Source organism: Aureimonas sp. SA4125 (genome assembly GCF_019973775.1).
Classification (GTDB): Bacteria; Pseudomonadota; Alphaproteobacteria; order Rhizobiales; family Rhizobiaceae; genus Plantimonas.
On the sequence record NZ_AP025032.1, the window covers coordinates 3,927,273 to 3,948,471 of the forward strand.

Sequence of the window (21,199 nt, forward strand, 5' to 3'; positions counted from 1 at the left end):
GATCTTCCGGCAGAGTGCACCCCGCGCGGGATGCGCGGGGTACGGGCGGCTCCTCTTAGACGAGCGGACCGGCGCTTTACAGCAGGTTCGCCTCGGTCATCAGATCCGTCACCTTGGCGTTGTCGAGCGTGTCCGGCACGACGACCGGCGCCTCGAGATCGGCCAGCGGCGTCAGCGCGGGGTTTGATGCCGCATCCTTGCCGACGGCGTATTCGAAGGACGTGCCGTTTTTCAGGATGGTCTGGCCACCCTTGCCGGCAATCCATTTGACGAAGGCCTCGGCCGCCTCGGGATTGGCGCTCGACTTCAGGACGCCTGCCCCCGACAGGCTGACGAAGGCGCCGGGATCCTGTTTGCGAAAATAATGCAGCGCGACGTTCCGGCTGTTCTCGCCGGTCTTCGCCCGATCACCGAAGTAATAGTAGTGATAGATCAGCGCGCCCTCGATCTGGCCGGCATTGACGGCCTTCATCGCGGTGCTGTTGCCCTTGTAGGGCGTGGCGTTCGCCTTCATCGCCTTCAGCCAGGCGAGCGTCTCGTCCTCGCCCTTCAGCGACAGCATGGCGCTGACGATCGCCTGGAAATCGGCGCCCGAGGGCGACGCGGCCCAGCGGCCCTGCCAGTCAGGCTTGGCAAGATCCATGACCGACGCCGGCAGATCTTTTTCGGTCAGTCTGGTCTTGTCGTAGGCGAACACCGTCGAGCGGGCGGCGACACCGATCCAGTGGCCGTTCGTCGGGCGGAAGCCGGCCGGGACCTCGGCGAGCGTCTCCTCGGACAAGGGAGCGAACAGGCCCGACTTGTCGACCAGCGCCATCGCCGGGGAATTCTCGGTCACGAATACGTCGGCAGGCGAAGCCGAGCCTTCCTGGACGATCTGGTTGGCAAATTCCATGTCGCTGCCCTTGCGCATTGTCACCGTGATGCCGGTGTCGCGCGTAAAGCCTTCGGCCCATTCCCTCGTCAGGCTTTCGTGCTGGGCGTTGTAGACGACGATGCTGCCTTTGGCGCCCGCCGTTTCCTGGGCGTGGGCGGCTGCTATGGCCACCGCGCCGGCCAATGCCGCGAGGCCAAGAATGCGAGCGTAGGAACGTGACATGAACACCTCGTGTGACGCGCCATCCCGCTGGGAACAGCCGTTGGTGGTCACGTCGCAAACATGACATGCCGTGTCAAATTACATTTCGTTATTTTATAACAATTCTAAACTGCCGGACATGCCGGAAAAAAGCCAAAACCATCCGCAAATCACGAAACTACAGTTGGTTGCTTTAGCGCTTCTCTTTGGACGTTGCTTGCTTGCGCCGGGACCCGGGGGGGCGGAACGAGGCACCGGAGCGCCCGCTCGCCCCGAAGAGCGGCACGCGGATGGCGGGCACGACAAGTCTGTTTTTACCGCAGACCAAAAATTAGGGTCTCGATCTATAAGATGCAGCAAGTCGAAGGGATGCATGCTGCTTTGGCTGGCGCAGGAGGAAGCGGACGAACTGTTACAACTCGGCGTTCCACTCCGAGCGCGCCGACCCTCCGTGAGGGATGGTCGAGTGTCGCGAAGAATAGGTGCAGCGGACGAGGCGCCGACAGGAAGCCTGACGAGCACGGGAATGCTGTTTCTCCAGCCCGTCGGCGGCTGCGGTATTTGAACGGTTCCGATTTTACCGCCGTCCGTGGCGGCAGCGCCAGCCGAATGGTGCCGTCACGGGCAGAACTACGCCGACAAGAGCAGAATTCGATCGAGACAGGCGCACCCAGCGACGGCGCCGCAAGTGGAGGAACGTGCAATGGGCGCGATGACGGAAATCAGGCGAACGTTCTTCGAGGAATGCGCCGAGCAGATGGTCGAACTCGACCTTGGACTGAGCGAGATGGAGGCGGGCAGCGGCGATGCCGAGACCATCGGCCGCGTCTTTCGTGCGGTTCATTCCATCAAGGGTGGCGCCGGCGCCTTTCACCTCAAGCAACTCGTGCGCTTCTCGCTGACCTTCGAGGGCGTCCTCAACGAGATCCGGTCGGACCGCCTGGCGCCGGATGCGGCCGTTCTCGCGCTTTTGCGGCGGGCATACACCGTTCTGGGAGATCTCGTCGCCGTCTCGCGTGACGAGGAGGAAGTCTTCCTGGAACTGCGGACCCTCATCCCCGGCGCCGAGGCCGAGGACGTCCCGGAAGTCGAGAGCGAGAGCGAGAGCGAGGCCGAAGTGGACCTCGGCTTCACGCCGGTGGCAGTCGATTTCGGCAATCTTTTCGACGGAGGCGAGAAGCGCTTCCAGATCACGTTCAAGCCGCGGCCGGAACTCTACGCCAACGCCAATGAAAGCGCCCGACTGATCCGTGAATGCCTGGCGCTCGGTTCCGGCGAGGTTTTCTGCGACACCAGCGCGACGCCGCTCCTCGATGCGCTCGTTCCGGAGGGCGCCTTTCTGGCCTGGACCATCGAACTGACGACGGAGTCCGGCGAGGATGCGATCCGCGAGATCTTCGATTTCGCCGAATTCGACTGCGACCTCGCGATCGAACGGCTTGCGGAAGAGGACGGTGCAGCGGAAGCCGAACCCGAAATCCTCGATCCGGAAATCGCGGCCCTGTTCGAACGGCTGAAGGCGGCGGAATAGCCGGCCCGCCCAGCACGCCCTCTGATGCCGCTCCATACCATTCGCACCTGATCGAGGAATTCTGATGAACGACGCCACGGACGCCCTGGTCATCGACCTTCCGGCCCATCTCGACCTGACGGCGGCGGCGCCGCTCGCCGAGCGCTTTCTGGCCGCCCGCGGCGAGGCCATCGCCATCGACGCCTCCAAGGTCGAGCGCTTGGGCGGGCAATGCCTGCAGGTCCTTCTCTCGGCCGTCGTCACCTGGAAGGCGGACCTGACGCCGCTCTCCATCATCCAGCCCTCCGACGGCTTCGAAAGCGGCCTCAAGCTCCTCGGCCTTTCCGTCGACAGCCTGATCGAGAAAGAGATCACCCTATGACCAAGACCATTCTCACCGTCGACGACTCGCGCACCATGCGCGAGATGCTGCGCCGTGCGCTGCAGGATTCCGGCTTCATCGTCGTCCAGGCCGAGGACGGCGTGCATGGCCTCGAAGTCCTCGAAGGCATGGCCTATCCCGACGTCATCATCACCGACGTCAACATGCCCCGCATGGACGGCCTGCAGTTCATCGAGGAAGTGCGCAGCGACGTGAACCGCCGCGTCATCCCCATCCTCGTCCTCTCCACCGAGAGCGACCCGGAGAAGAAGGCAAGAGCCCGCGGCGCAGGCGCCACTGGCTGGATCGTCAAGCCATTCGACCCCGTCAAGCTCGTCGACGCCATCAAGCGCGTCGCCGCCTGACGACTGCGATCGATCGACAATCGGTCGTCGCACACACCAAACAAGACTGAAACGCGCGGCCGGACAAACTCGACCCCGCCATCCCATGAAGTCAAAGGAGAGGGTATGGCCTTCAAGTCGCAACTGAAAGTCCTGATCGTCGACGATCAGCGCACGAGTCGGATGCTGATCCGCGATGCGCTCGACCAGCTGGGGATTTCGCAGATCACGATGGCCGTCGACGGCGAGGAGGCGTTGAAAATGCTGATGAGCGCGCCGAGCCACATCATCATCTCCGACTTCAACATGCCCAAGCTCGACGGGCTGCAGCTCCTGAAGGCGGTGCGCTCCTATCCGCCGACCAAGAAGACCCCCTTCATCATCCTCACCGGCCGCGGCGACCGCGAGCTGGTCCAGAAGGCCGCCGCCCTCGGCGTCAACAACTTCCTCGTCAAACCCGTCTCCGTCCCGGTCCTGCAAAAGACCATCGAAGCCGTCGTCGGAAAGCTGCAATAGCTTTCGATGGGGTTCGGCCGTTGACCCGCGGGCACGACGCTTCCGCGGGATGGCCGGCCTTGCGCGTCGCTCCGCCCGCGACCGCCCTGCCAGGGGGATGAAGCCGCATCATCCCGAGACAAGCTATTGGGACTAGACTTCAGTTTCGTCTCTGGTTTCAGGAGGTCAACGTGACGCATCGGACGGCTTGGCATTGCCCGCATTGTGCCATGTGGCACAGCCCGCACGTGGACACGTGTCCGGAGGGAAGTCTGGCGTCGCAACTGCAGCCCGACGAGATCGCACCGCGGCCCCACCTGCAGACGAAGCGGGAATATAAGCCGCAGCCGTCCCGCGCCGCACGGCGTGGCCTCTACGACGCTCTTGGCCGGAACTGAGACCGGACCGACGTCCCGGCGCTCCCCGACGGGGACGGCGCCTTTCCGCCATGGTCGCCGCCGGAGCGTCACGACCTGCGCGCATCAGATGCCGTGATAGCTCCGGTACCACTCGACGAAACGCGCGACGCCCTCCTTCACCGGCGTTGCCGGCCGGTAGCCGACGGCGCGGACGAGTTCGCTGACGTCGGCAAACGTGTCCGGCACGTCGCCCGGCTGCAGCGGCAGAAGTTCGCGCTCGGCCTTCTTGCCGAGGGCTTCCTCGAGCGCGTCGACATAGGCGGTCAGCTGCACCGGATCGTTGTTGCCGATGTTGAAGAGGCGAAAGGGTGCATTGCTCGTCGCCGGGTCCGGCCGGTCGCTGTCCCAGTCGGGGTTCGGCCGCGCCACGTCGTCGCTCGCCCGGATCACGCCTTCGGCGATGTCCTCGACGAAGGTGAAGTCGCGGGTGTGCTGGCCGTTGTTGAACAGCTTGATCGGCCGCCCCTCGAGAATGCAGCGGGTGAACAGGAACAGGGCCATGTCGGGCCTTCCCCAGGGACCGTAGACGGTGAAGAAGCGAAGGCCCGTCGTCGGCAGCCGGAACAGGTGGCTGTAGGAATGCGCCATCAGCTCGTTGGCTCGTTTCGTCGCGGCGTAGAACTGCAGCGGATGGTCGGCGCTCTGGTGCTCGGAGAACGGCATCGCGGTGTCCGCACCGTAGACGCTGGAGGTGCTGGCATAGGTCAAATGCTGGACGCCGCCGTGACGGCAGGCCTCGAGAATGTTGGTGAAGGCAACGATGTTGCTCTCGACATAGGCGTGTGGGTTCTCGATCGAGTAGCGCACGCCGGCTTGCGCCGCGAGGTGGATCACCTTGTCCGGCCGGTGCTCGGCAAAGCACGCCTCCACCGCCTGGCGGGAAGCGAGATCGGCGCGCACGAAGGCGTAGCTTCCCTGACAGGCCCGTGCCTCCTCTTCCAGAAGCTGCAGCCGCGCCTCCTTCAGCGCCGGATCGTAGTAATCGTTGACGACGTCGAAGCCGACCACGCTGTCGCCCCGCGCCAACAGCTTGCGGGTGACATGGAAGCCGATGAAGCCGGCATTGCCGGTAACGAGATATTTCATCAGAGGCGTCCATCCGTCTGGTTCTTAGAAAAGATGCCCTTCACGTCGTAGAGGACGGCCCCGTCCTTGCCGAGCGCCCGGATCGCCGGCGCGCCCATTTTGGTGAACTCGCGATGGCCGACGGCGAGGATGATGCCGTCATAGATTCCAGCCTCCGGCACGTCCGCAAGACCCTCCAGATCCGTCGTCCGCCGCAGATCTTCCGGCGAAACCCAGGGATCCCAGATGTCGACTCGGGCATTGAACCCCTGCAGCTCCGCGATGATGTCGAAGACCTTGGAATTGCGGATGTCCGGGCAGTTCTCCTTGAAGGCGATGCCCATCACGAGGATCCGGCTGCCGACGACGGGAAGGCCCCTCCCCATCATCGCGCGCGCCACCTGTCCCGCGACATACTGGCCCATGCGGTCGTTGATCCGGCGCCCGGCGAGGATCACCTCCGGATGATAGCCGACCTCCTGCGCGCGGTGGGTCAGGTAGTAGGGATCGACGCCGATGCAGTGGCCGCCGACGAGACCGGGCGTGAACGGCAGGAAATTCCACTTCGTGCCCGCGGCCGCCAGCACATCCTGCGTGTCGATGCCGAGGCGCTGGAAGATGATCGACAGCTCGTTCATCAGCGCGATGTTGAGGTCGCGCTGGGTATTCTCGATCACCTTGGCAGCTTCCGCGACCTCGATCGAACTCGCTTTGTGCGTGCCGGCGGTGACGATCGAGGCGTAAAGGCCGTCGACGGCCTCCGCCGCTTCCGGCGTCGAGCCGGAGGTGACCTTGACGATGGTGGTCAGCCGGTGCTGCTTGTCGCCGGGATTGGCCCGCTCGGGACTGTAGCCGAGGAAGAAGCTCTCGTTCAGCTTCAGGCCGGAAAGCCGTTCCAGGATCGGCACGCAGACCTCGCGCGTGCAGCCGGGGTAGACGGTCGATTCGTAGATCACGACGGCACCGGGGGTCATCGCCCGCCCCACCGTCTCCGTCGCCCGGATAAGAAACCCCAGATCAGGGCGATTGGCGCGATCGATCGGCGTCGGCACCGTCACGATGAAGATGCCGCAGCCGCCAAGATCCTGCGCCTGGCTCGTGAAACGCATATGGGCGGCCGAGGCCAGCATGTCGGGCTCGACCTCGAGGGTCGCGTCATGACCGGCCAAGAGTTCGTCGATCCGCTCCTGGCGAATGTCGAAGCCGACGACCTCGCGCGTCTTGCCGAATTCGACCGCCAATGGCAGACCGACATAGCCGAGCCCGACGACACCGATGACCTGCTCGTCGAAATCGCGGGGGAACATGCTCGAACCTTCTCTCGGACGTGAAATCCCATCTCACACCTTCTCGCCCCCGGCAACGCCAAGGCGGCAGGGGTATTGAAGGAAAGCTGCTTCTCGCGGGGGGCGGGGCCTCGCTTCGCCGTCATCCCGTCGCAGGCGATGCTCGGCCGGATGCTGGTCCACGCCGCGCTCGACGGCCGCGTCCGACCGGTCGGGTTTCACGCCGCCCCTACAGCGGGATGACCATCGGCCGCTGCGTCACCGGGTCTTTCTGGACGAGCGCCTGCAGGCCGAAAGCCAGGAGCAGATTTTCCGCCGTCACCACGGTCTCCGGCGGGCCCTCTGCCACCGGGCCGGCGGTGCCCAGGAGAATCAGGTGATCGCAGAATCGGGACGCCAGATTGAGGTCGTGGAGGACGCTGACGACCGTCGTCCCGGCGGCCCGGTTGCGCTGGCGCAGAAGATCCAGGACGTCGAGCTGGTGCGGCAGGTCGAGGAAGGTCGTCGGCTCGTCGAGGAGGACGACCGGCGTTTCTTGCGCCAACACCAGAGCCAGCCAGGCGCGCTGGCGCTGGCCGCCGGAGAGTTCGGCCAGCGGGCGCCCTGCCAGATCGGTCATCGCCACGGCGCCCAGCGCCTCGGCGCAGGCGCTGGCATCGGCTACGCTCCACGGGCTGAGGAGGCCGCGCCAGGGGGCCCGTCCCCGCTTCACGAGGTCACCAACCCCGATCCCGTCGGGCGCCAGCGGCGCCTGCGGCAGGATGGCGATGCGGCGGGCGAGCGCGCGCGTGTCCTGCCGGTGAATGTCGTCGCCGCCCAGCGTCACCCGGCCCGCCATCGGCCGGATCAGCCGGGCGAAGGCGCGCAGCAGGGTCGACTTGCCGCAGCCGTTCGGCCCGAGAATGGCGGTGACGCGCCCGGTCGGCACGGCGATCGAGAGATCGTCGATCACCCGGCGCCCGCCATAGCCGAGCGTCAGTCGTTCCGCGCGGAGCGTCATGTCGGTCACAGCTCGCCTTTCTCCATTTCGCGCGACAGGCGCCACAACAGGTAGGGCGCGCCGAGCGGCCCGGTCATGACGCCGATCGGCAGGACGAGGCCCGGTATCGCCGCCCGTGCCGCAAGGTCGGCGACGAGCGTCACGCAGGCGCCGGCGGCAGCGGCGGCGGCCAGCCGCCCGCCGAGGCTCCTGGCCCCGGTGAGACGGGCGCCGAGGGGCGCGGCCATCAGCGCCACGAAGGGAACCGGGCCGGCGACGGCAACCCCCGTCGCCGCCAGAAGCACCCCCGTCGCCGCGAGAGACCAGCGCGCGGGCTCCACCCGGAGCCCGAGTCCCGCGGCGAGATCGTTGCCGAACGCCAGCAGGTCCAGCGCCCGGATCTGCAGGGCGAGGGCGGCGACGAGCCCTGCCCCGATCGCCCACACCTGCGCCGCCTGGCCCCAGTCGCGCGCGGCGAGCGAGCCGGAGAGCCAGCGCTGCGCCTCGGCCGCCTCGGAACTCGGCAGCCGCGTCATCAGGAAGGTCCCGAAGGCGGCGGTGGTGAAGCCGACACCGAGGCCCACGAGGACGAGCGTCACCGCCGGCGTCGCCTGCCCCGGCCGATAGGCGAGAGCGGCGACGAGAAGCGCTGCGGCAAGGCCGCCGGCCGCCGCGACGATCGGCAGGGGAAGCGCGAGGCCCGCGGTGACGGCCGCGAGAACCGCGAGCCCCGCCCCCGAGGTGAAGCCCATGATGTCGGGCGCGGCCAGCGGATTGCGCAACAGGCTCTGGAAGATCGCGCCGGACAGGCCGAGAACCGCGCCGGCGCCGAGCGCCACCGCGACGCGCGGACCGCGGATGATCCGGATCGTCAGTGCACCCGGCCCGTCGCCGCCCCATAGCCCCTGCCAGAGGGCGCCGGGACCGAGCGGCACGTCGCCTATGATCAGCGACGCCGCGATCGCGACGAGGATCAGTCCACCGAGGAAAAGCGCGCCCTTCACGCCTGCGCTCCGGGCTTCAGGCGACGGGCGATCCAGATGAAGACCGGTCCGCCGAGAAGCGCCGTCATCACCCCGGCACGGATTTCGCCCGGCGCGAAGATCAGCCGTCCGGCAGTATCGGCAAGAAGGAGCAGTGCCGCCCCGAGCCCTGCCGAGGCGACGAGTTCACGCCGCAGGGAGTGGCCGGCGATCCGCCGCGCCAGAGGCGGCACCATCAGGCCGAGAAAGGCGATCGGGCCGGCGACCGAGACCGCCGCCCCGACCAGCAGCGTCACCGCGACAAGCGAAAGCGCCTGAACCCGGCCCGGTCGTGTGCCGAGACCGCGCGCCAGCGTGTCGCCCAGCGACAGAAGTTCGAGGCGCGGCGCTGCCGCCAGCGCCAGCAACGCGCCCGCGAGCACCACCAGCGCCATCATCGCGACCGGACGCTCGATCGCCGAGGCGAGCGAGCCGGCCATCCAGAAGCGAAAGACCTCCAGCGCCTCGCCGCGCATGAGGACGACGGCCGAGACGCCGGAAAGGAGAAGCGCGTTGAGCGCCGCGCCGGCGAGCGTCAGTCGTATCGGGCCGGCATCGCCGCTGAGCCCGCCGCCGAGAACGAAGACCGCCAGCGATGCCGCCGCCGCGCCGGGAAAGGCCAGTGCCGTGATCAGCCCGCCATCGGCGCGCCCGAGCAGGAGAGCGCCGAGGACGACGGCGAAGGCCGCGCCGGCATTGACGCCGAGAAGGCCCGGATCGGCGAGCGGATTGCGCGTCAGCGCCTGCATCACGCTGCCCGCCATGCCGAGCGCCGCCCCGGCGACGAGGCCGGCTGCCAGCCGCGGCAGGCGGATCGAGAGGATCGCGACGTCTGCCGGGTTGCCGGGATCGGGCGCCGTGAAGGCGCGCCAGAGGTCGCCGGGGGAAACCGGCCGCACGCCCCAGGCGAGCGTCACCACGACCGCGGCGACGAGGAGGCCAAGGACGAGCGCCCAGCCTTTCACGCCCGTTCCTCCGGCATGCGTCATGGGACACGTCCGGGCACGAGGCCGGCGGCCTCGGCCGATGCGACGGGGGTATCGAGATCTCCATCCGCCGCCGCGGCAAGATCCGCCTCGAGGGCCCTCAGGGCGAAGGGAAGAGACAGGACGCTGCCATGCGACATGGCGCCCGAGACAAGCGGCCCGGCCATCACTTCGCGCCCCTCGCGGTGCGCCTTCAACGTCCGTCGCATCGGCAGGCCGACGAGGTCGGGCACCTGCTCCAGTCCGGACATCCAGACGAGAACGTCGGCATCGAGCGGCGACAGGTCTTCGGGCGACAGGGGCACGTAGAAACCGTCCGGCCCCGACAGCGCGGAGATGCCCCGCGTCAGGCGAAAGCCGAGATCGGCGAGGAAGCGGGCGCGCGTGTCGGCGCCGGTGAAGGCGCCGGTCTCGCCGCCGGTATGATAGGCGGCCACCCCCGTCTTCCCGGCCCAGAGCGGGTTGCGAGCCCTGGCGGCGCCAAAGGCTTCGCGCGTTGCGGCAACCAGTTCCTCGGCCCTGTCGCTGCGGCCGAGCGCGCGGCCGAGCGTCAGCGCCATTACGTCCCACGGCGTGCCGTAGCCCGAATATCGTCCGTCATGCACCAGCACCGGGGCAATGCGCGACAGGACCGCATATTCCGCCTTGGAAATGCCGGCGCCGATGGCGACGATCAGATCGGGGGCGAGAGCCGCGACCTTTTCCATCGACACCTCGCCCGACAGGAGCACCGGCTCGGCACCGTTCAGAAAGGGCTGCGCCCAGGGCCAGACGCCGAAGGCATGGTCGCCGTACCAGTAGCGGATGGCGAGCGGCGGCTGGCCGAGCGCCAGCAGCGTGTCGTGCGTGGTATAGCCGAGCGAGACGACACGGGTCGCCGGCCGCGGCAGCACGGTCTCGCCATAGGCGTGGACGAAGCGAAGCCCGTCTTCCCCGGCGGCGGCCGAGGACGGCAGGCCGCAGACGAGGCCGGCAGCGAGGCCGGCAAGAATCGTGCGGCGACTTTGACCGGCGCGGGGCGCCGGGCCGTTGCCCTGCGGTGCAGTCTTCATCAGGTCACGTATCGCAATCGTCGATGGTTTGGAGCCGTGGCGGGTCGCCGCGCCGGTGGGATAGCCCGCCAGGCGGCGACCCGCCACCGCTTGCCGTCTCCGTTCAAAAGGGTTCCGCCGAGTGGAGAGGAGAATTCACCACGTGTATTTCAAAGTCGCCCTGACGGCACGGCCGTCGCCGTAATAGGCGCTGTTCTCGTAGGTGTTGACGCTGGCGATGTACTCCTCGTCGAAGAGGTTGGTGGCGTTGACCGAGAGCTGGGTGCTTTCGGTGACGGCGTATTTGATCGCGGCGTCGACGAGGGTGTGGCTGTCGATCTTGATGGTGTTCTCGTTGTCGGTGAAGCTCGACCCGACGAAGCGCACGCCGAGGCCGAGGGTCAGGTCCCCGAGATGGTCGCTCTCGGGAATGGTGTAGTCGGCCCAGACCGAGGCGAGGTGCTCGGGCACCAGATAGGGCCGGTTGCCCTCGGCCGTGCCGATGCCGTCCTCGACGATCTCCGAGTTCCAGAAGGAATAGGCAAGCGTCATGTTCAGGCGGTCGGTCATCGCCATCTTGCCCTCGAGTTCGAGCCCGCGAACGTTCACTTCGCCGATCTGGCTCTGCGTCGTCGTGCTGATGGAATAGGGCACGTTGGTCTGGGTGAGATCGAACAGCGCCACGGTGAAGAGCGCGTCGAGCCCTTCCGGCCGATACTTCGCGCCGACCTCGTATTGCCGCCCCTCCTGGGGCTCCGGGTCGCCGACGAGCGAGGAGCGGTCGGCCGCGGTCGGCTCGAAGGACTCCGAATAGTTCGTATAGACGGAGATGCCGTCGGTGATCTTGTAGGTAAGGCCCGCGCGCTTGGTGAAGGCGTCGTCGGTGACGTCGTAGGAAAGACCGTATTCCGGCATGTCGCTCTGCGTCCGGACGTGGTCATAGCGCCCGCCGAGCGTCAGGATCCAGCGCTTGTCGAGCGTCAGCTCCTCCTGGACGTAGACGCCCTGCGCCGTCTGGTGATTGTTCCAGGTATAGCCCGGCGGCAGGATGATGCAGTCCCGGCCGCAATAGGAGGGGTTGAAGATATCGATGCCCGCGGCCGATCCGAACACGCGGTATTCGCTGGTCTTGTCATTGCCGTAGTCCATGCCGACGAGGGTGCGGCTGTCGATGCGGCCGTAGCTCGCGTCGTACTGCAGCTGACTGTCGATGCCGAAACGCTGGGCCTCGCCATAGACCGCCCAGGCGCTGCGGCCGGCCGTGATGTCGGCCGTCGCGCCGTAGACCGACTCATAGGTGAGGTCGAGGTCGGTATAGCGGGCATTCTGACGGAATTGCAGGCCGTTGCCGAAGTCGTGCGAGAACTGGTAGCCGATGTTCTTCTCGACCGTGTCCATGGCGTCGAAATCGGGCTCGCCGAGATAGGTCTTCGGGTCGAGGCCTGAGCCGAGCGGAATGGCGTGCGAGGTGTTGCCGTCGCGCTTGTTGTAGTCGCCGAGAATCGTCAGCGAAGTCGCATCGCTCGGGCTCCAGGTCAGGGCCGGGGCGACGTAGAAGCGGTCGTCATTGGTGAAGTCGGCATTGTTGTCGCCGTCCTGCCACTTGGTCGTCAGCCGATAGCTCCAGTCGCCGGCCGCATCGATCGAGCCGCCGAAATCGGCACCGGTCTCGACATGCTCGTCGCCGACCGTCGTGTAGACCTCGCCGAACTTCGTGCTCTGCGGCCGCTTGGTGATGGCATTGACGAGACCGCCCGGCGCATTCAGGCCGAAGAGGGTCGAGGTCGAGCCTTTCAGCACCTCGATCCGCTGCATGCCGTAGGGCTCGATCCGGCTGCCCGTGAAGCCGTAGAGGCGCATCGGCAGCCCGTCGCGATAGGTGCCCTGACCGGTCTGGTAGAAGCCGCGGATGCGGTAATAGTCGTAACGGTCATCCGAGCCGTATTCGTCGGTCGAAACGCCCGCGGTGTAGGCGAGCGCCTCGTCGAGGTTCTGGGCATTGCGTTTTTCCAGCTCCTCTTCCGTCACCACCGAGACAGCGGCCGGAAGATCGAGAATCGGCGTGTCGGTCTTGCTGCCCGTCGCCGACCGCTCGGCGACGATCGACGCATCCGGTCCGACCGCCTTGCCGCCCTGCCCCTCCAGCGTGACCGTATCGAGCTGGATCGGGGCGTTCTCGTCGGTGGCGTCCTGCGCGAGGGAAACTGCGGGCAGACCCAGCACCGGCCCGAAAACCACAAGCGCCATGAGGCGCCGAGCCCTCGCGCGCGAGCGCTCGGGCGCCGAGGCGCTGTCGCCGATATCGATCCCAACCATGACAGTCCCCAACTCGTCCACACGATGACGTTTCGCAGCCAACTTTAGCCGGCGGCAGGCCTCCCCAGGCCCTTAGCCGCGCGGCGGGTTAAAACATGAGCATTCTTATCAAGTAAAGCATTTTGATGAGGGGGACGTCGTTCGCATGGGGGAGAGAAGGTGCCTCTCGCGCGTTGCCGCCTCACTTCCGCCGGATCGGACCGCCTCATGGCAGTGGCACGCGACGATCCACTTCGTCCGGCGAAGGTCACGTCGGCGCCAGCTCCGCCGTCGATGACGTTCGGACGTCGGTCACCCAAGGCTTCGGAACGAGATGCACAGAGAACAACGAGCAGATGTCGGACAAGGTTTGCCACGCAGGATTGCTCTTGCGGTCGCCTTGCTGGGTCTGGTTTCGGTGGCTGGATGCGTGTCCATGACGGAGACGACCTACAAGGACCTCGTCCCGGCCTATGCCGACGTGAAGGTGCGGCCCGCTGGATCGATCCTCGTGCGCATCTTCAAGGAAGAAAGCGAGCTGGAGGTCTGGAAGCTCGGTCCTGACGGCCGCTACGCGCTTCAGAAGACCCACCCGCTCTGCCGTTGGTCCGGCAAGCTCGGGCCGAAGAAGAGGACCGGCGACCGGCAGGCTCCGGAGGGCTTCTACCGTGTCGCCCAGGGGCAGATGAACCCGAATTCAAAGTTCCACCGCTCCTTCAACCTCGGCTATCCGAATCCGCTGGAGAAGTCCCTCGGCTACACGGGCGATTCGCTGATGGTGCACGGCGCCTGCTCCTCCTCCGGCTGCTTCGCCATGACCGACGAAGGCGTCGGCGAGGTCTATGCGGAGGCCGAGAGGGCCTTCGCCCTCGGCCAGGGCGACTTCCAGGTCCAGTCCTTCCCGTTCCGGATGACGACAGCCCAGATGGCGCGTCACCGGCCAGACCCGAACATCGCTTTCTGGCGCAATCTGAAGCTTGGCTACGACATCTTCGAGGTGACGCGGAAGGAACCCGATGTCGCCGCCTGTGGAGGACGGTATGTGTTCGACGCCCGCAGCAAGGACGGTTTGCCGATCGAGCCGGCCGCAGCCTGCCCGCCGATGGAGACCCGGGTCGATCCCGCGGTCGTGGCCAAGCGTACGGAGGACACGAGGGTGCTCCAGGCCCTCCTTTCGGAAGGACGCGGCGGCACGCCCATGAGCTATGTCGACGGCGGCATGCATCCGAGCTTCCGGGACATGCTGAAGCGTCTTGGCACCAAGGAGCTTGCCAGCAAGACCTCTATGACGGCCGTCCAGGTCAGCCGGCCCGACGCGCTGATCGACGATCCCGCCGGGGCGGAACGTTCAGACAAGTCGTCGTCGAGCCGAGATCGCGTCGAATAAGACGTCCGCTGATGTGGCGCCAGGAGCCGTTCTGCTCGTCGGTATTCTGCTCGTTGGTATAAAGGGCCGGAGACCAGCTTTCCCGCCGATCTGTGCCGCGGCCGGGGCGCGCAGTCCCGAGGATTTTTCGCCTGTGAGCCCCCGCGCGGACGCGGGGGCTCTTTTCAAGGGCGAGGCGTTCTAGGCCGCGCGGTACTGCTTCACGAACTGGCGGCCGTCCATCTCCAGCTTGCTGCCGATGATCTGACGATCTTCGCCGAGATACTGCACGTGAAGATATTCACGGTCGTCGAAGTCGGCATGCTTGATCTTGATGTGACGGATGGAATGACCCCCGTCCCTGACGATCTTGCTCGCCTCCGGCGTCAGGCCGGAAAGGACCTCGTTGACGACCACGGCTTCGTTTCCACCAAGAAGCTTCTTGGTGGTGTCGTCCCAGATCAGCTTGTAGACCGCACCATGGCGGAAATAGCTGATTTCGGTCTCGGTCACGCCGTGCGCTTTCGCGACGACGATTTCTCCGAGCTTGGAGCCGACCAGAAAACGGGCCACCGCATTCTGCACGTCCACCGGGAGATCCCAGAAGGAGTTCAGAAGGACTTTGCTTTCATGCATCGTCATGGCCAATCCCTCAGTGCTTGTGCGCGCCGAGTTCGACCTTGCTCTTGTCGATCTCGATGTCGGCAATACCGGCCAGTTCGGAGACGACCGACTTCAGCCGATCCTTGGCCTGACCGAAAGCGTCGTCGTGGCTGGTCGCCTCGACGAAGGCTTCAAGCTCGAGCTTGTCCCCGTTCTCCAGCATGTGGGCGATCTTGGTCTTGAACATCTGCTTCATATGTATCCTCTCTTTCTGAAGCGTTGGGCATTCTCGTCGCCACAAAAGCGACGTCGTCTCGCACTGAGTTTTCGAAGTCTCTCAGCACGCTTCTCACCAGCGGAATGCACTTGTTGCACTTGGGCATGCAGCCGATGGTTCTGAAGCAGGTTTTGACGGTGTGCGCTCCCGCCCGGCAGGCGGCTCGGAAGGCTTCTTCGTCGATATCGTGGCAGGTGCACCGGGACCGCTCGCTCATGGGGCGAACTCCCCTTCGGCGACTTCCTGGGGGCGCAGTGTGCGTCTGACGGAGGGCCAGCTTTCGCGGATCTTGTTGTGCATCTTGGTGATGGCGCTCAGTGGCTGGTTCAACAGCTTCAGGTTCACGAGGAAGACGCCGATCTGCGCCGCGGTGAGTTCGGGAGGCAGAAGCGGCCAGATGCCCGACAGCGAAATCAGCAGCAGGAAGACCAGGGAGAGCCAGAACGCGAACTCGCCGATCGCCTCGCTGACCTGTTTTGTCAGCTCGAACTTCACGCGGTTGACGTAGAGTTTCTCCTGCTCCTCGTGCAGCCGCTGGCGATTGCCCTGGGCGACCGCGGAACTGACGCCGCTGATGAGGATCATGCCCCGGTGGCTGAGGCGCTGGATGATGGCGCCGAAAGCCAGCGACGCGGCGAAGGGGACCAGCGCCGAGACCAGGAGGGCCGGCAGCATTTCCGGGGCGAGCGTCAGCTGCCAGATCAACACGGCAGGCACGCCGACGATGACGACCCAGATCTCCTTCTGGGCGAGGTCGAACAGCTTGACGACGTTGCGGCAGTCGTTGGTCGCCTTGGCGACATGGGCGCCCGCGCAGTCCTCGCCGCGGATCTCGAACCAGCGGCGCTGCACGTCGATCAGGAGACGATCGTCATACATCCGGTTGGTGACCTTCTCGACGATGTGCAGCAAGGTCAGACCGACGAAAACCGCGATCGCATAGGGAGCGTAGGCGAGAAGCTCGACGAGGCTGAACAGACGTTCGTTCTGCGAGATTTCCTGCAGCACTTCCTTCGCCAGCCATGCCTGAACGGGCGCGACGGCGGGCGAGATGATGTTCGGCAGGACCGTCAGTGCGAGAAGCCAGGGATGGGCGAGCATCAGCGCCGCCAGTTCGCGCAGGAGCGTTGCCCGGGGCGTGCGGGCGCTGCGTTGAACGGCTGAAGGTCCAGCCATGCCGATCAATCCCGTGACCCTCATGGCGGGGCCATCGCTGAGCATCCCGTCCGGATAAGACAAGGGGTCGCCATTCAGAACTTCGCCCGAATGCCGGCGAAATAGCTTTGCACCCCTTCCTGGATGTCGATCGTGCCGTCCGCCTTGCGGTTCACCCGCTCGGTCGCCGTGACGTTCTTGGCGAGGCCGTAGACCTCGTAGGTCTCGTTGATGCGGGCATTGGCAGCGAGGTCGAGAGTGAGTTCCGCATCGCGGCTGTCGCTTGCGCTGTCGCCGCCGGAGTCGATTTCCGAGAAGTAGCCGAGACCGGCAGACAGCGAGATCCTCTCGGTCGGGTCGCTCCATTGCAGGGCGAGATCGCCGAAGAAGGGCGCCTGCTCCTTGAACCGGCGCTTCGTTCCGTCGGCCTCGGTGACTTCGCTGCGCGCGAAGGTCTGTGTCGAGAAAATGACGAAGCCGCTGAGAGCGGGCACGTCGAGAGCGGCGAGGTTGGCGCGCTGGCTGAGGATCACGCCGTTCGTCCAGCCGTCGCCGACGTTCTGATACTGGTAGATCTGATCGCCGTCGTCGTTGCGCGTCCCCGTGTCGACCGTCTCCATCAGATCCTCGATCTCCCGGTGGAAGACACCGAGCGACAGTTCGAGGTCCTGCGTCCGGTAGGTGACCGAGCCGTCGAAGGCCCAGGCCCGCTCGGGATCGAGGTCCGGATTGCCGAGCAGCGTGTCGGAGTTCTGCGGGATCAGATTGTCGAACTTCGGCCGGTTGACGAGGCGCGCGACGCCGGCGTCGATCGACCATGCATCCGTCGCCTGGAAATGGACCGGAAGCGAAGGCAGGATGTCGACGACGCTGCCGCCCGCCGAGGTCCCGTCGGCAATGGCGGCATCGAGCTCGCTCGCCTCGACGCGAACGCCCGGGGCCATGGAAAACCCGTTGCCGAAGTTGATGTCGTCGAGGATGTAGCCCGCTCCGACGGTCTCGTCGATGGCATAGACCTCCTTGGCCTCGAGGGCCTGAACGACGCCGCCGACCGATTTTTCCTTTTCCTTGGTCCGATCGCGAACGCGCAGCAGCGCACCGGTCTTCACACCATGGTGGACCCCACCGAGGTCGAAGGGCATGAGGATGTCGACCTGACCGAAAGTGATCCGGTCGAGCTTGTCTTCAGTCTCCGTCTCGAACTTGTTGGTGGCCTCCGCGCCGCTGGCGGCAAAGATGCGCTTTTCCTTGTCCCTGGTCTCCGTCGTGCGGTAATGCCCGCCGCGAATCTCGAAACTCGCGCCGTCCCAGGCATCAAGGTCGTGACGCCAGGAACCGCTGAGACCGTAGGTGCGCTTCTCCTTCTCCTCGATCTCGGTCTCCGATCCATTGGCGGATCCGTCGGCCTTGAACTTGTTCTTGATCTTGTCCTTGTCCTCGTCGAGGCTGAGGATCAGCGGCTTGAGGTGGAAGGCATTGGCATCGTTCTGCCAGAGAAAGTCGGCGAGAGCGCCGACCGTCTCCATCGACTTCTCCTCGTCCTCGGACTCGGCGAGCGTCCCGGTGGCAGAGAGCTTTTCCTTGGTCTTGCCGTTGGAATTCCGGGCGCGGGTCAGGCCTGCCTGTGCGCCGAAACTTTCCGAATACATCCCGCCGCCAAGAATACCGAGGCTATAAAGCGGCAGTCCGTCGGAGCTTCCGCCCAAGGCCCCCTCGGCCTCCCAGCGCGGCGTCTCCGGAATGTCGGCAAGCTTGACCTCGATCCGGCCGGCAAGCCCATCGGCTTCCATGTCGGCCCGGCGCCCGCGGATGACCTCGACGGATTCCACGAGGCCGGACGGGAGGTTGTCGAGGTTGAACTCGCGCTTCTCGCCGCCGTCGGGCAGCACGATCCCGTCAATGGACGTGCGGGTGTATTCCTTGTCGAGGCCGAGAACCCGGGCATCCTTGTCTTCGCCCGGTGCACCGCCGGTCATCACGCCGGGCAGCCGCTTGACGAAATCCTGCGCCTGCGAGCCGCTGGGGAGGCGATCGAGCTGGCCGCGGTCGAACGTGTCGCCGACGACATAGCCGCGCTGCGCGCCTTCGCCCACGCAAAGAGGGCGCCGGTCCCCCTCTTCGCGTCTCGATCCGAGCGGCACGCAGCGATCGCTTTCGCTGTAGAGCGTGATCGGATCAAGGGCGATCGGCGCGTCTTGGGCGCTCGCACCGGTGACGACGACACCGGACAAAATTGCCCAGCCCAAAGGCTTAACTCGCCGGCACATCCGCACACCTATAACATGATTCTTGCAGTCATGTTTCGGATACGAAACATGAGTATAGGAGTCAATATAGCTGGCTTACAATTGGAATCTGTCTAAACAACACCGGCTCTGTCGGTCTGCGGCGAAGCAGACGGCGCCCTTCAGGAAAGCAAGACCGAGGCGATTGGCCGAGGTCTTGGGATCGGCAGGCCTCTTCGACACGACCGGGCGTTGACAGGCGATAGGCGAGGCATCTCGCCAGAGGTGGCAAGCCGCATGCGCGGCCCTCTTGGACATGCTCGGCGCCGACGGCCGGCCGCCTCGCGGCGCGACTTGAAACCCTTGCAGCGCATGTGGTCTCGGCGGCCTGTCACAGCACCGCAATGTTGGCGCGGCATGTGTCAACGACTTGCCACTGGATCGGACCGTCATGCTCAGGAATTTTCGAACACCACGCGCGGCGCTCGCGGTAATCCTCCTCTGTTCGGGCGCGCGTGCCGAAGACGCCGGGCACGCGACCGCCGCCGGCGACCTGAAGATCGTCCACGCCTGGACCCGGGCGGCGGACGCGGGGAGCGACGCCCTGGTCTTCATGGAGATCGAGAACGCAGGCCCGGCCGATCGCCTGATGGGCGGCAGATCGGCACGGGCCGGCTCGGTGACGGTCGTCGGACTGACGATCGTCGACGGCGACGTCGCCACGACCGCGACGGGACCTGTCGACGTGCCACCCGGCGAGATCGAGCTGGATCCGGGGGGGCTGGCCCTGGAACTGCGCGACCTCGGGGAGCCTCTCGTCGTCGGCAGCGAAATGGAGGTGATCCTCACCTTCGAGCGGGCTGGCGACGTCGTCATCCCCGTCGAGGTCGAAGCGATCGATGCCAGGCAGCATAGCCATGCCGGGCATGAACACTGAGCCGAGACGTTTGTCGGCGGCATCCGGCCGGTTGCCCTCCCTGCCCGGTGCGCATCGGGGAATCGTCACGCGGCCGTCATGCAGGTGACTTACGAAGAGGCCATCGAGCCGGCCCGAATGGGCGGTCGAACGTCTTTCCTGTTGGAGGTTTTCCATGAGCCGCGTCGCTTCGATGCTCCTCGCCGGCACTTCGCTGGCGCTCGTCACCTGCATTCCCGCTGTTGCCCAGGAGGCATTGCCGCAGGCGAGCGACAGCTATTTCACCGCCGCTGAGGCCGACCTCGCCCAGCGTCTTGCGATGCAGCCGATCACGGGTACGGCCAAGAACGTCATCATCATGGTCGGCGACGGGATGAGCGTTGCGACCGTCACGGCCGCCCGCATCCTCGACGGTCAGAAGCGCGGCGTCGACGGCGAGTCGAACAACCTCGCGGTCGACACCTTCCCTTTCATGGCGCTGGCCAAGACCTATTCGCATGACGGCCAGGTGTCCGACTCCGCGCCGACCGCGACGGCGATGCTCGCCGGCGTCAAGACGCGCAACGACGTGATCGGCGTCAACCAGACGGTCGCCGTCGGCGATTGCCCGGCCGCCCTCGCCGGCGAGGTCACCTCGATCTTCGAAATGGCCGAGGCCGCCGGCAAGGCGACCGGCGTCGTCTCGACCGCCCGCATCACCCACGCCACCCCGGCCGCGTCCTACGCGCACACGCCGGTCCGCGACTGGGAAAGCGACAAGGACATTTCGGAAGAGGGCAAGGCCGCCGGCTGCAAGGACGTCGCCGACCAGCTCGTCAACTGGACCGCCGGCGACGGCTTCGAGGTCGCCCTGGGCGGCGGTCGCGCCTACTTCATGCCGGCCGAAATGGCCGATCCGGAAGACGCCGAGAAGACCGGCCGCCGCACCGACAAGCGTGACCTCACCGCCGAATGGACCGCCAAGTCCAACAACAACGTCTTCGTCTTCGACCAGAAGGGCTTCGACGCCGTCGACGTCGCCTCGGGCGCCAAGGTGCTCGGCCTCTTCGACATGAGCCACATGGAGTACGAGGCCGACCGGGCCAAGGACGCCGCGGGCGAACCCTCGCTGGCCGAGATGACCACGATGGCGATCGACCGTCTGGCGCAGAACGACACGGGCTACGTCCTGATGATCGAAGGCGGCCGCATCGACCACGCCCACCATGCCGGCAACGCCCAGCGCGCCCTGGAAGACACGCTCGCCTTCGACGCCGCGGTCAAGGCCGTGCTGGAGAAGACCAACCGCGAGGACACGCTGCTCGTCGTCACCGCCGACCACGGCCACACGATGACGATCAACGGCTATCCCAAGCGCGGCAACCCGATCTTCGGCAAGGTCGTCAATGTCGACGACGAGCCGGAGCTGGCCGGCGACGGCAAGCCCTACACGACCCTGAGCTATGCCAACGGCCCCGGCGCCTACTTCCCGCCGGTCGGCAAGGACGAGGACAAGTCGAAGGCGCAGCCCGCTGGCCTGCGCCCCGATCTCAGCGACGTCGACACCACGACGATGGATTACCTCCAGCCGGCCACCGTGCCGTTGTCGAGCGAGACCCATGCCGGCGACGACGTCGCCGTCTACGCCTGGGGTCCCTATGCGCACCTCTTCCACGGCACGGTCGAGCAGAACTATGTCTACCACGTGCTGAGCCACGCTTCGGGCCTCGGCAAGAAGCAGTAAGGCGCGATCAAGGAGAGGATCGGCGGCCCCGCTTGCGGTGCT

The 21,199-nt window shown here is 66.0% G+C and carries 19 protein-coding genes; 7 read left to right on the forward strand and 12 right to left on the reverse strand.

What is annotated here, in order from left to right:
* Positions 1-76: 76 nt before the first annotated feature.
* Entirely contained in the window at positions 77-1,099 is a 1,023-nt protein-coding gene (locus Sa4125_RS18635; protein WP_224000342.1) for an iron ABC transporter substrate-binding protein, read from the reverse strand.
* A gap of 682 nt (positions 1,100-1,781) precedes the next feature.
* On the opposite strand from Sa4125_RS18635, the gene Sa4125_RS18640 reads away from it, so the two are divergent.
* From Sa4125_RS18640 to Sa4125_RS18655, 4 genes are all read left to right on the forward strand, one after another.
* Positions 1,782-2,609 (forward strand): Hpt domain-containing protein, encoded by an 828-nt coding sequence (locus Sa4125_RS18640; protein WP_224000344.1) that lies wholly within the window; start codon positions 1,782-1,784, stop codon positions 2,607-2,609.
* Positions 2,610-2,673: 64 nt separating this feature from the next.
* Entirely contained in the window at positions 2,674-2,970 is a 297-nt protein-coding gene (locus tag Sa4125_RS18645) for an STAS domain-containing protein (protein ID WP_224000345.1), read from the forward strand.
* Entirely contained in the window at positions 2,967-3,335 is a 369-nt protein-coding gene (locus tag Sa4125_RS18650) for a response regulator (RefSeq protein ID WP_224000346.1), read from the forward strand. Before Sa4125_RS18645 ends, Sa4125_RS18650 begins: the two co-directional genes overlap by 4 nt.
* 105 nt (positions 3,336-3,440) lie before the next feature.
* Positions 3,441-3,830 (forward strand): response regulator, encoded by a 390-nt coding sequence (locus Sa4125_RS18655; RefSeq protein WP_224000347.1) that lies wholly within the window; start codon positions 3,441-3,443, stop codon positions 3,828-3,830.
* Positions 3,831-4,291: 461 nt separating this feature from the next.
* On the opposite strand, the gene Sa4125_RS18660 is transcribed toward Sa4125_RS18655, so the two are convergent.
* From Sa4125_RS18660 to Sa4125_RS18690, 7 genes are all read right to left on the reverse strand, one after another.
* Positions 4,292-5,314, reverse strand: coding sequence for an NAD-dependent epimerase (locus tag Sa4125_RS18660; RefSeq protein WP_224000349.1), 1,023 nt, complete (start codon positions 5,312-5,314; stop codon positions 4,292-4,294).
* A complete protein-coding gene (locus Sa4125_RS18665; protein ID WP_224000351.1) occupies positions 5,314-6,600 on the reverse strand; it encodes a nucleotide sugar dehydrogenase in 1,287 nt (428 codons plus the stop codon). Before Sa4125_RS18665 ends, Sa4125_RS18660 begins: the two co-directional genes overlap by 1 nt.
* A gap of 208 nt (positions 6,601-6,808) precedes the next feature.
* Positions 6,809-7,579: an ABC transporter ATP-binding protein gene (locus Sa4125_RS18670; RefSeq protein ID WP_224000353.1), complete on the reverse strand. Its 771-nt coding sequence runs from the start codon at positions 7,577-7,579 to the stop codon at positions 6,809-6,811.
* 5 nt (positions 7,580-7,584) lie between these two features.
* Positions 7,585-8,562, reverse strand: coding sequence for an iron ABC transporter permease (locus tag Sa4125_RS18675; RefSeq protein WP_224000355.1), 978 nt, complete (start codon positions 8,560-8,562; stop codon positions 7,585-7,587).
* Complete coding sequence (locus Sa4125_RS18680) at positions 8,559-9,569, reverse strand: iron ABC transporter permease (protein ID WP_224000357.1); 1,011 nt, start codon at positions 9,567-9,569, stop codon at positions 8,559-8,561. The genes Sa4125_RS18675 and Sa4125_RS18680 overlap by 4 nt, the downstream gene beginning before the upstream one ends.
* On the reverse strand, positions 9,566-10,618 hold the full coding sequence (locus tag Sa4125_RS18685) for an ABC transporter substrate-binding protein (protein ID WP_224000360.1): 1,053 nt from the start codon (positions 10,616-10,618) through the stop codon (positions 9,566-9,568). Before Sa4125_RS18685 ends, Sa4125_RS18680 begins: the two co-directional genes overlap by 4 nt.
* Before the next feature lie 135 nt (positions 10,619-10,753).
* Positions 10,754-12,913 (reverse strand): TonB-dependent siderophore receptor, encoded by a 2,160-nt coding sequence (locus tag Sa4125_RS18690; protein ID WP_224000362.1) that lies wholly within the window; start codon positions 12,911-12,913, stop codon positions 10,754-10,756.
* 415 nt (positions 12,914-13,328) lie between these two features.
* On the opposite strand from Sa4125_RS18690, the gene Sa4125_RS18695 reads away from it, so the two are divergent.
* Positions 13,329-14,279, forward strand: a complete 951-nt coding sequence (locus Sa4125_RS18695) for a murein L,D-transpeptidase family protein (RefSeq protein ID WP_224000364.1) — start codon at positions 13,329-13,331, stop codon at positions 14,277-14,279.
* A 180-nt stretch (positions 14,280-14,459) separates the two neighbouring features.
* On the opposite strand, the gene Sa4125_RS18700 is transcribed toward Sa4125_RS18695, so the two are convergent.
* The 4 genes from Sa4125_RS18700 to Sa4125_RS18715 form a co-directional block, all read right to left on the reverse strand.
* Positions 14,460-14,900, reverse strand: a complete 441-nt coding sequence (locus Sa4125_RS18700) for a hypothetical protein (protein ID WP_224000366.1) — start codon at positions 14,898-14,900, stop codon at positions 14,460-14,462.
* Between the two features lie 10 nt (positions 14,901-14,910).
* Positions 14,911-15,117 carry a hypothetical protein gene (locus tag Sa4125_RS18705; protein ID WP_224000374.1) on the reverse strand — a complete coding sequence of 69 codons (207 nt, stop codon included), beginning with the start codon at positions 15,115-15,117 and terminating at the stop codon, positions 14,911-14,913.
* A gap of 234 nt (positions 15,118-15,351) precedes the next feature.
* The gene (locus tag Sa4125_RS18710) at positions 15,352-16,314 is read right to left on the reverse strand and encodes a hypothetical protein (protein ID WP_224000376.1); all 963 of its coding nucleotides are present in this window, start codon (positions 16,312-16,314) and stop codon (positions 15,352-15,354) included.
* Positions 16,315-16,388: 74 nt separating this feature from the next.
* The gene (locus Sa4125_RS18715; RefSeq protein ID WP_224000378.1) at positions 16,389-18,539 is read right to left on the reverse strand and encodes a TonB-dependent receptor; all 2,151 of its coding nucleotides are present in this window, start codon (positions 18,537-18,539) and stop codon (positions 16,389-16,391) included.
* 430 nt (positions 18,540-18,969) lie between these two features.
* On the opposite strand from Sa4125_RS18715, the gene Sa4125_RS18720 reads away from it, so the two are divergent.
* Together Sa4125_RS18720 and Sa4125_RS18725 are read left to right on the forward strand one after the other, a co-directional pair.
* Positions 18,970-19,455, forward strand: a complete 486-nt coding sequence (locus Sa4125_RS18720) for a copper chaperone PCu(A)C (protein WP_224000380.1) — start codon at positions 18,970-18,972, stop codon at positions 19,453-19,455.
* A gap of 154 nt (positions 19,456-19,609) precedes the next feature.
* Positions 19,610-21,157, forward strand: coding sequence for an alkaline phosphatase (locus tag Sa4125_RS18725; RefSeq protein WP_224000382.1), 1,548 nt, complete (start codon positions 19,610-19,612; stop codon positions 21,155-21,157).
* Positions 21,158-21,199: the final 42 nt, after the last annotated feature.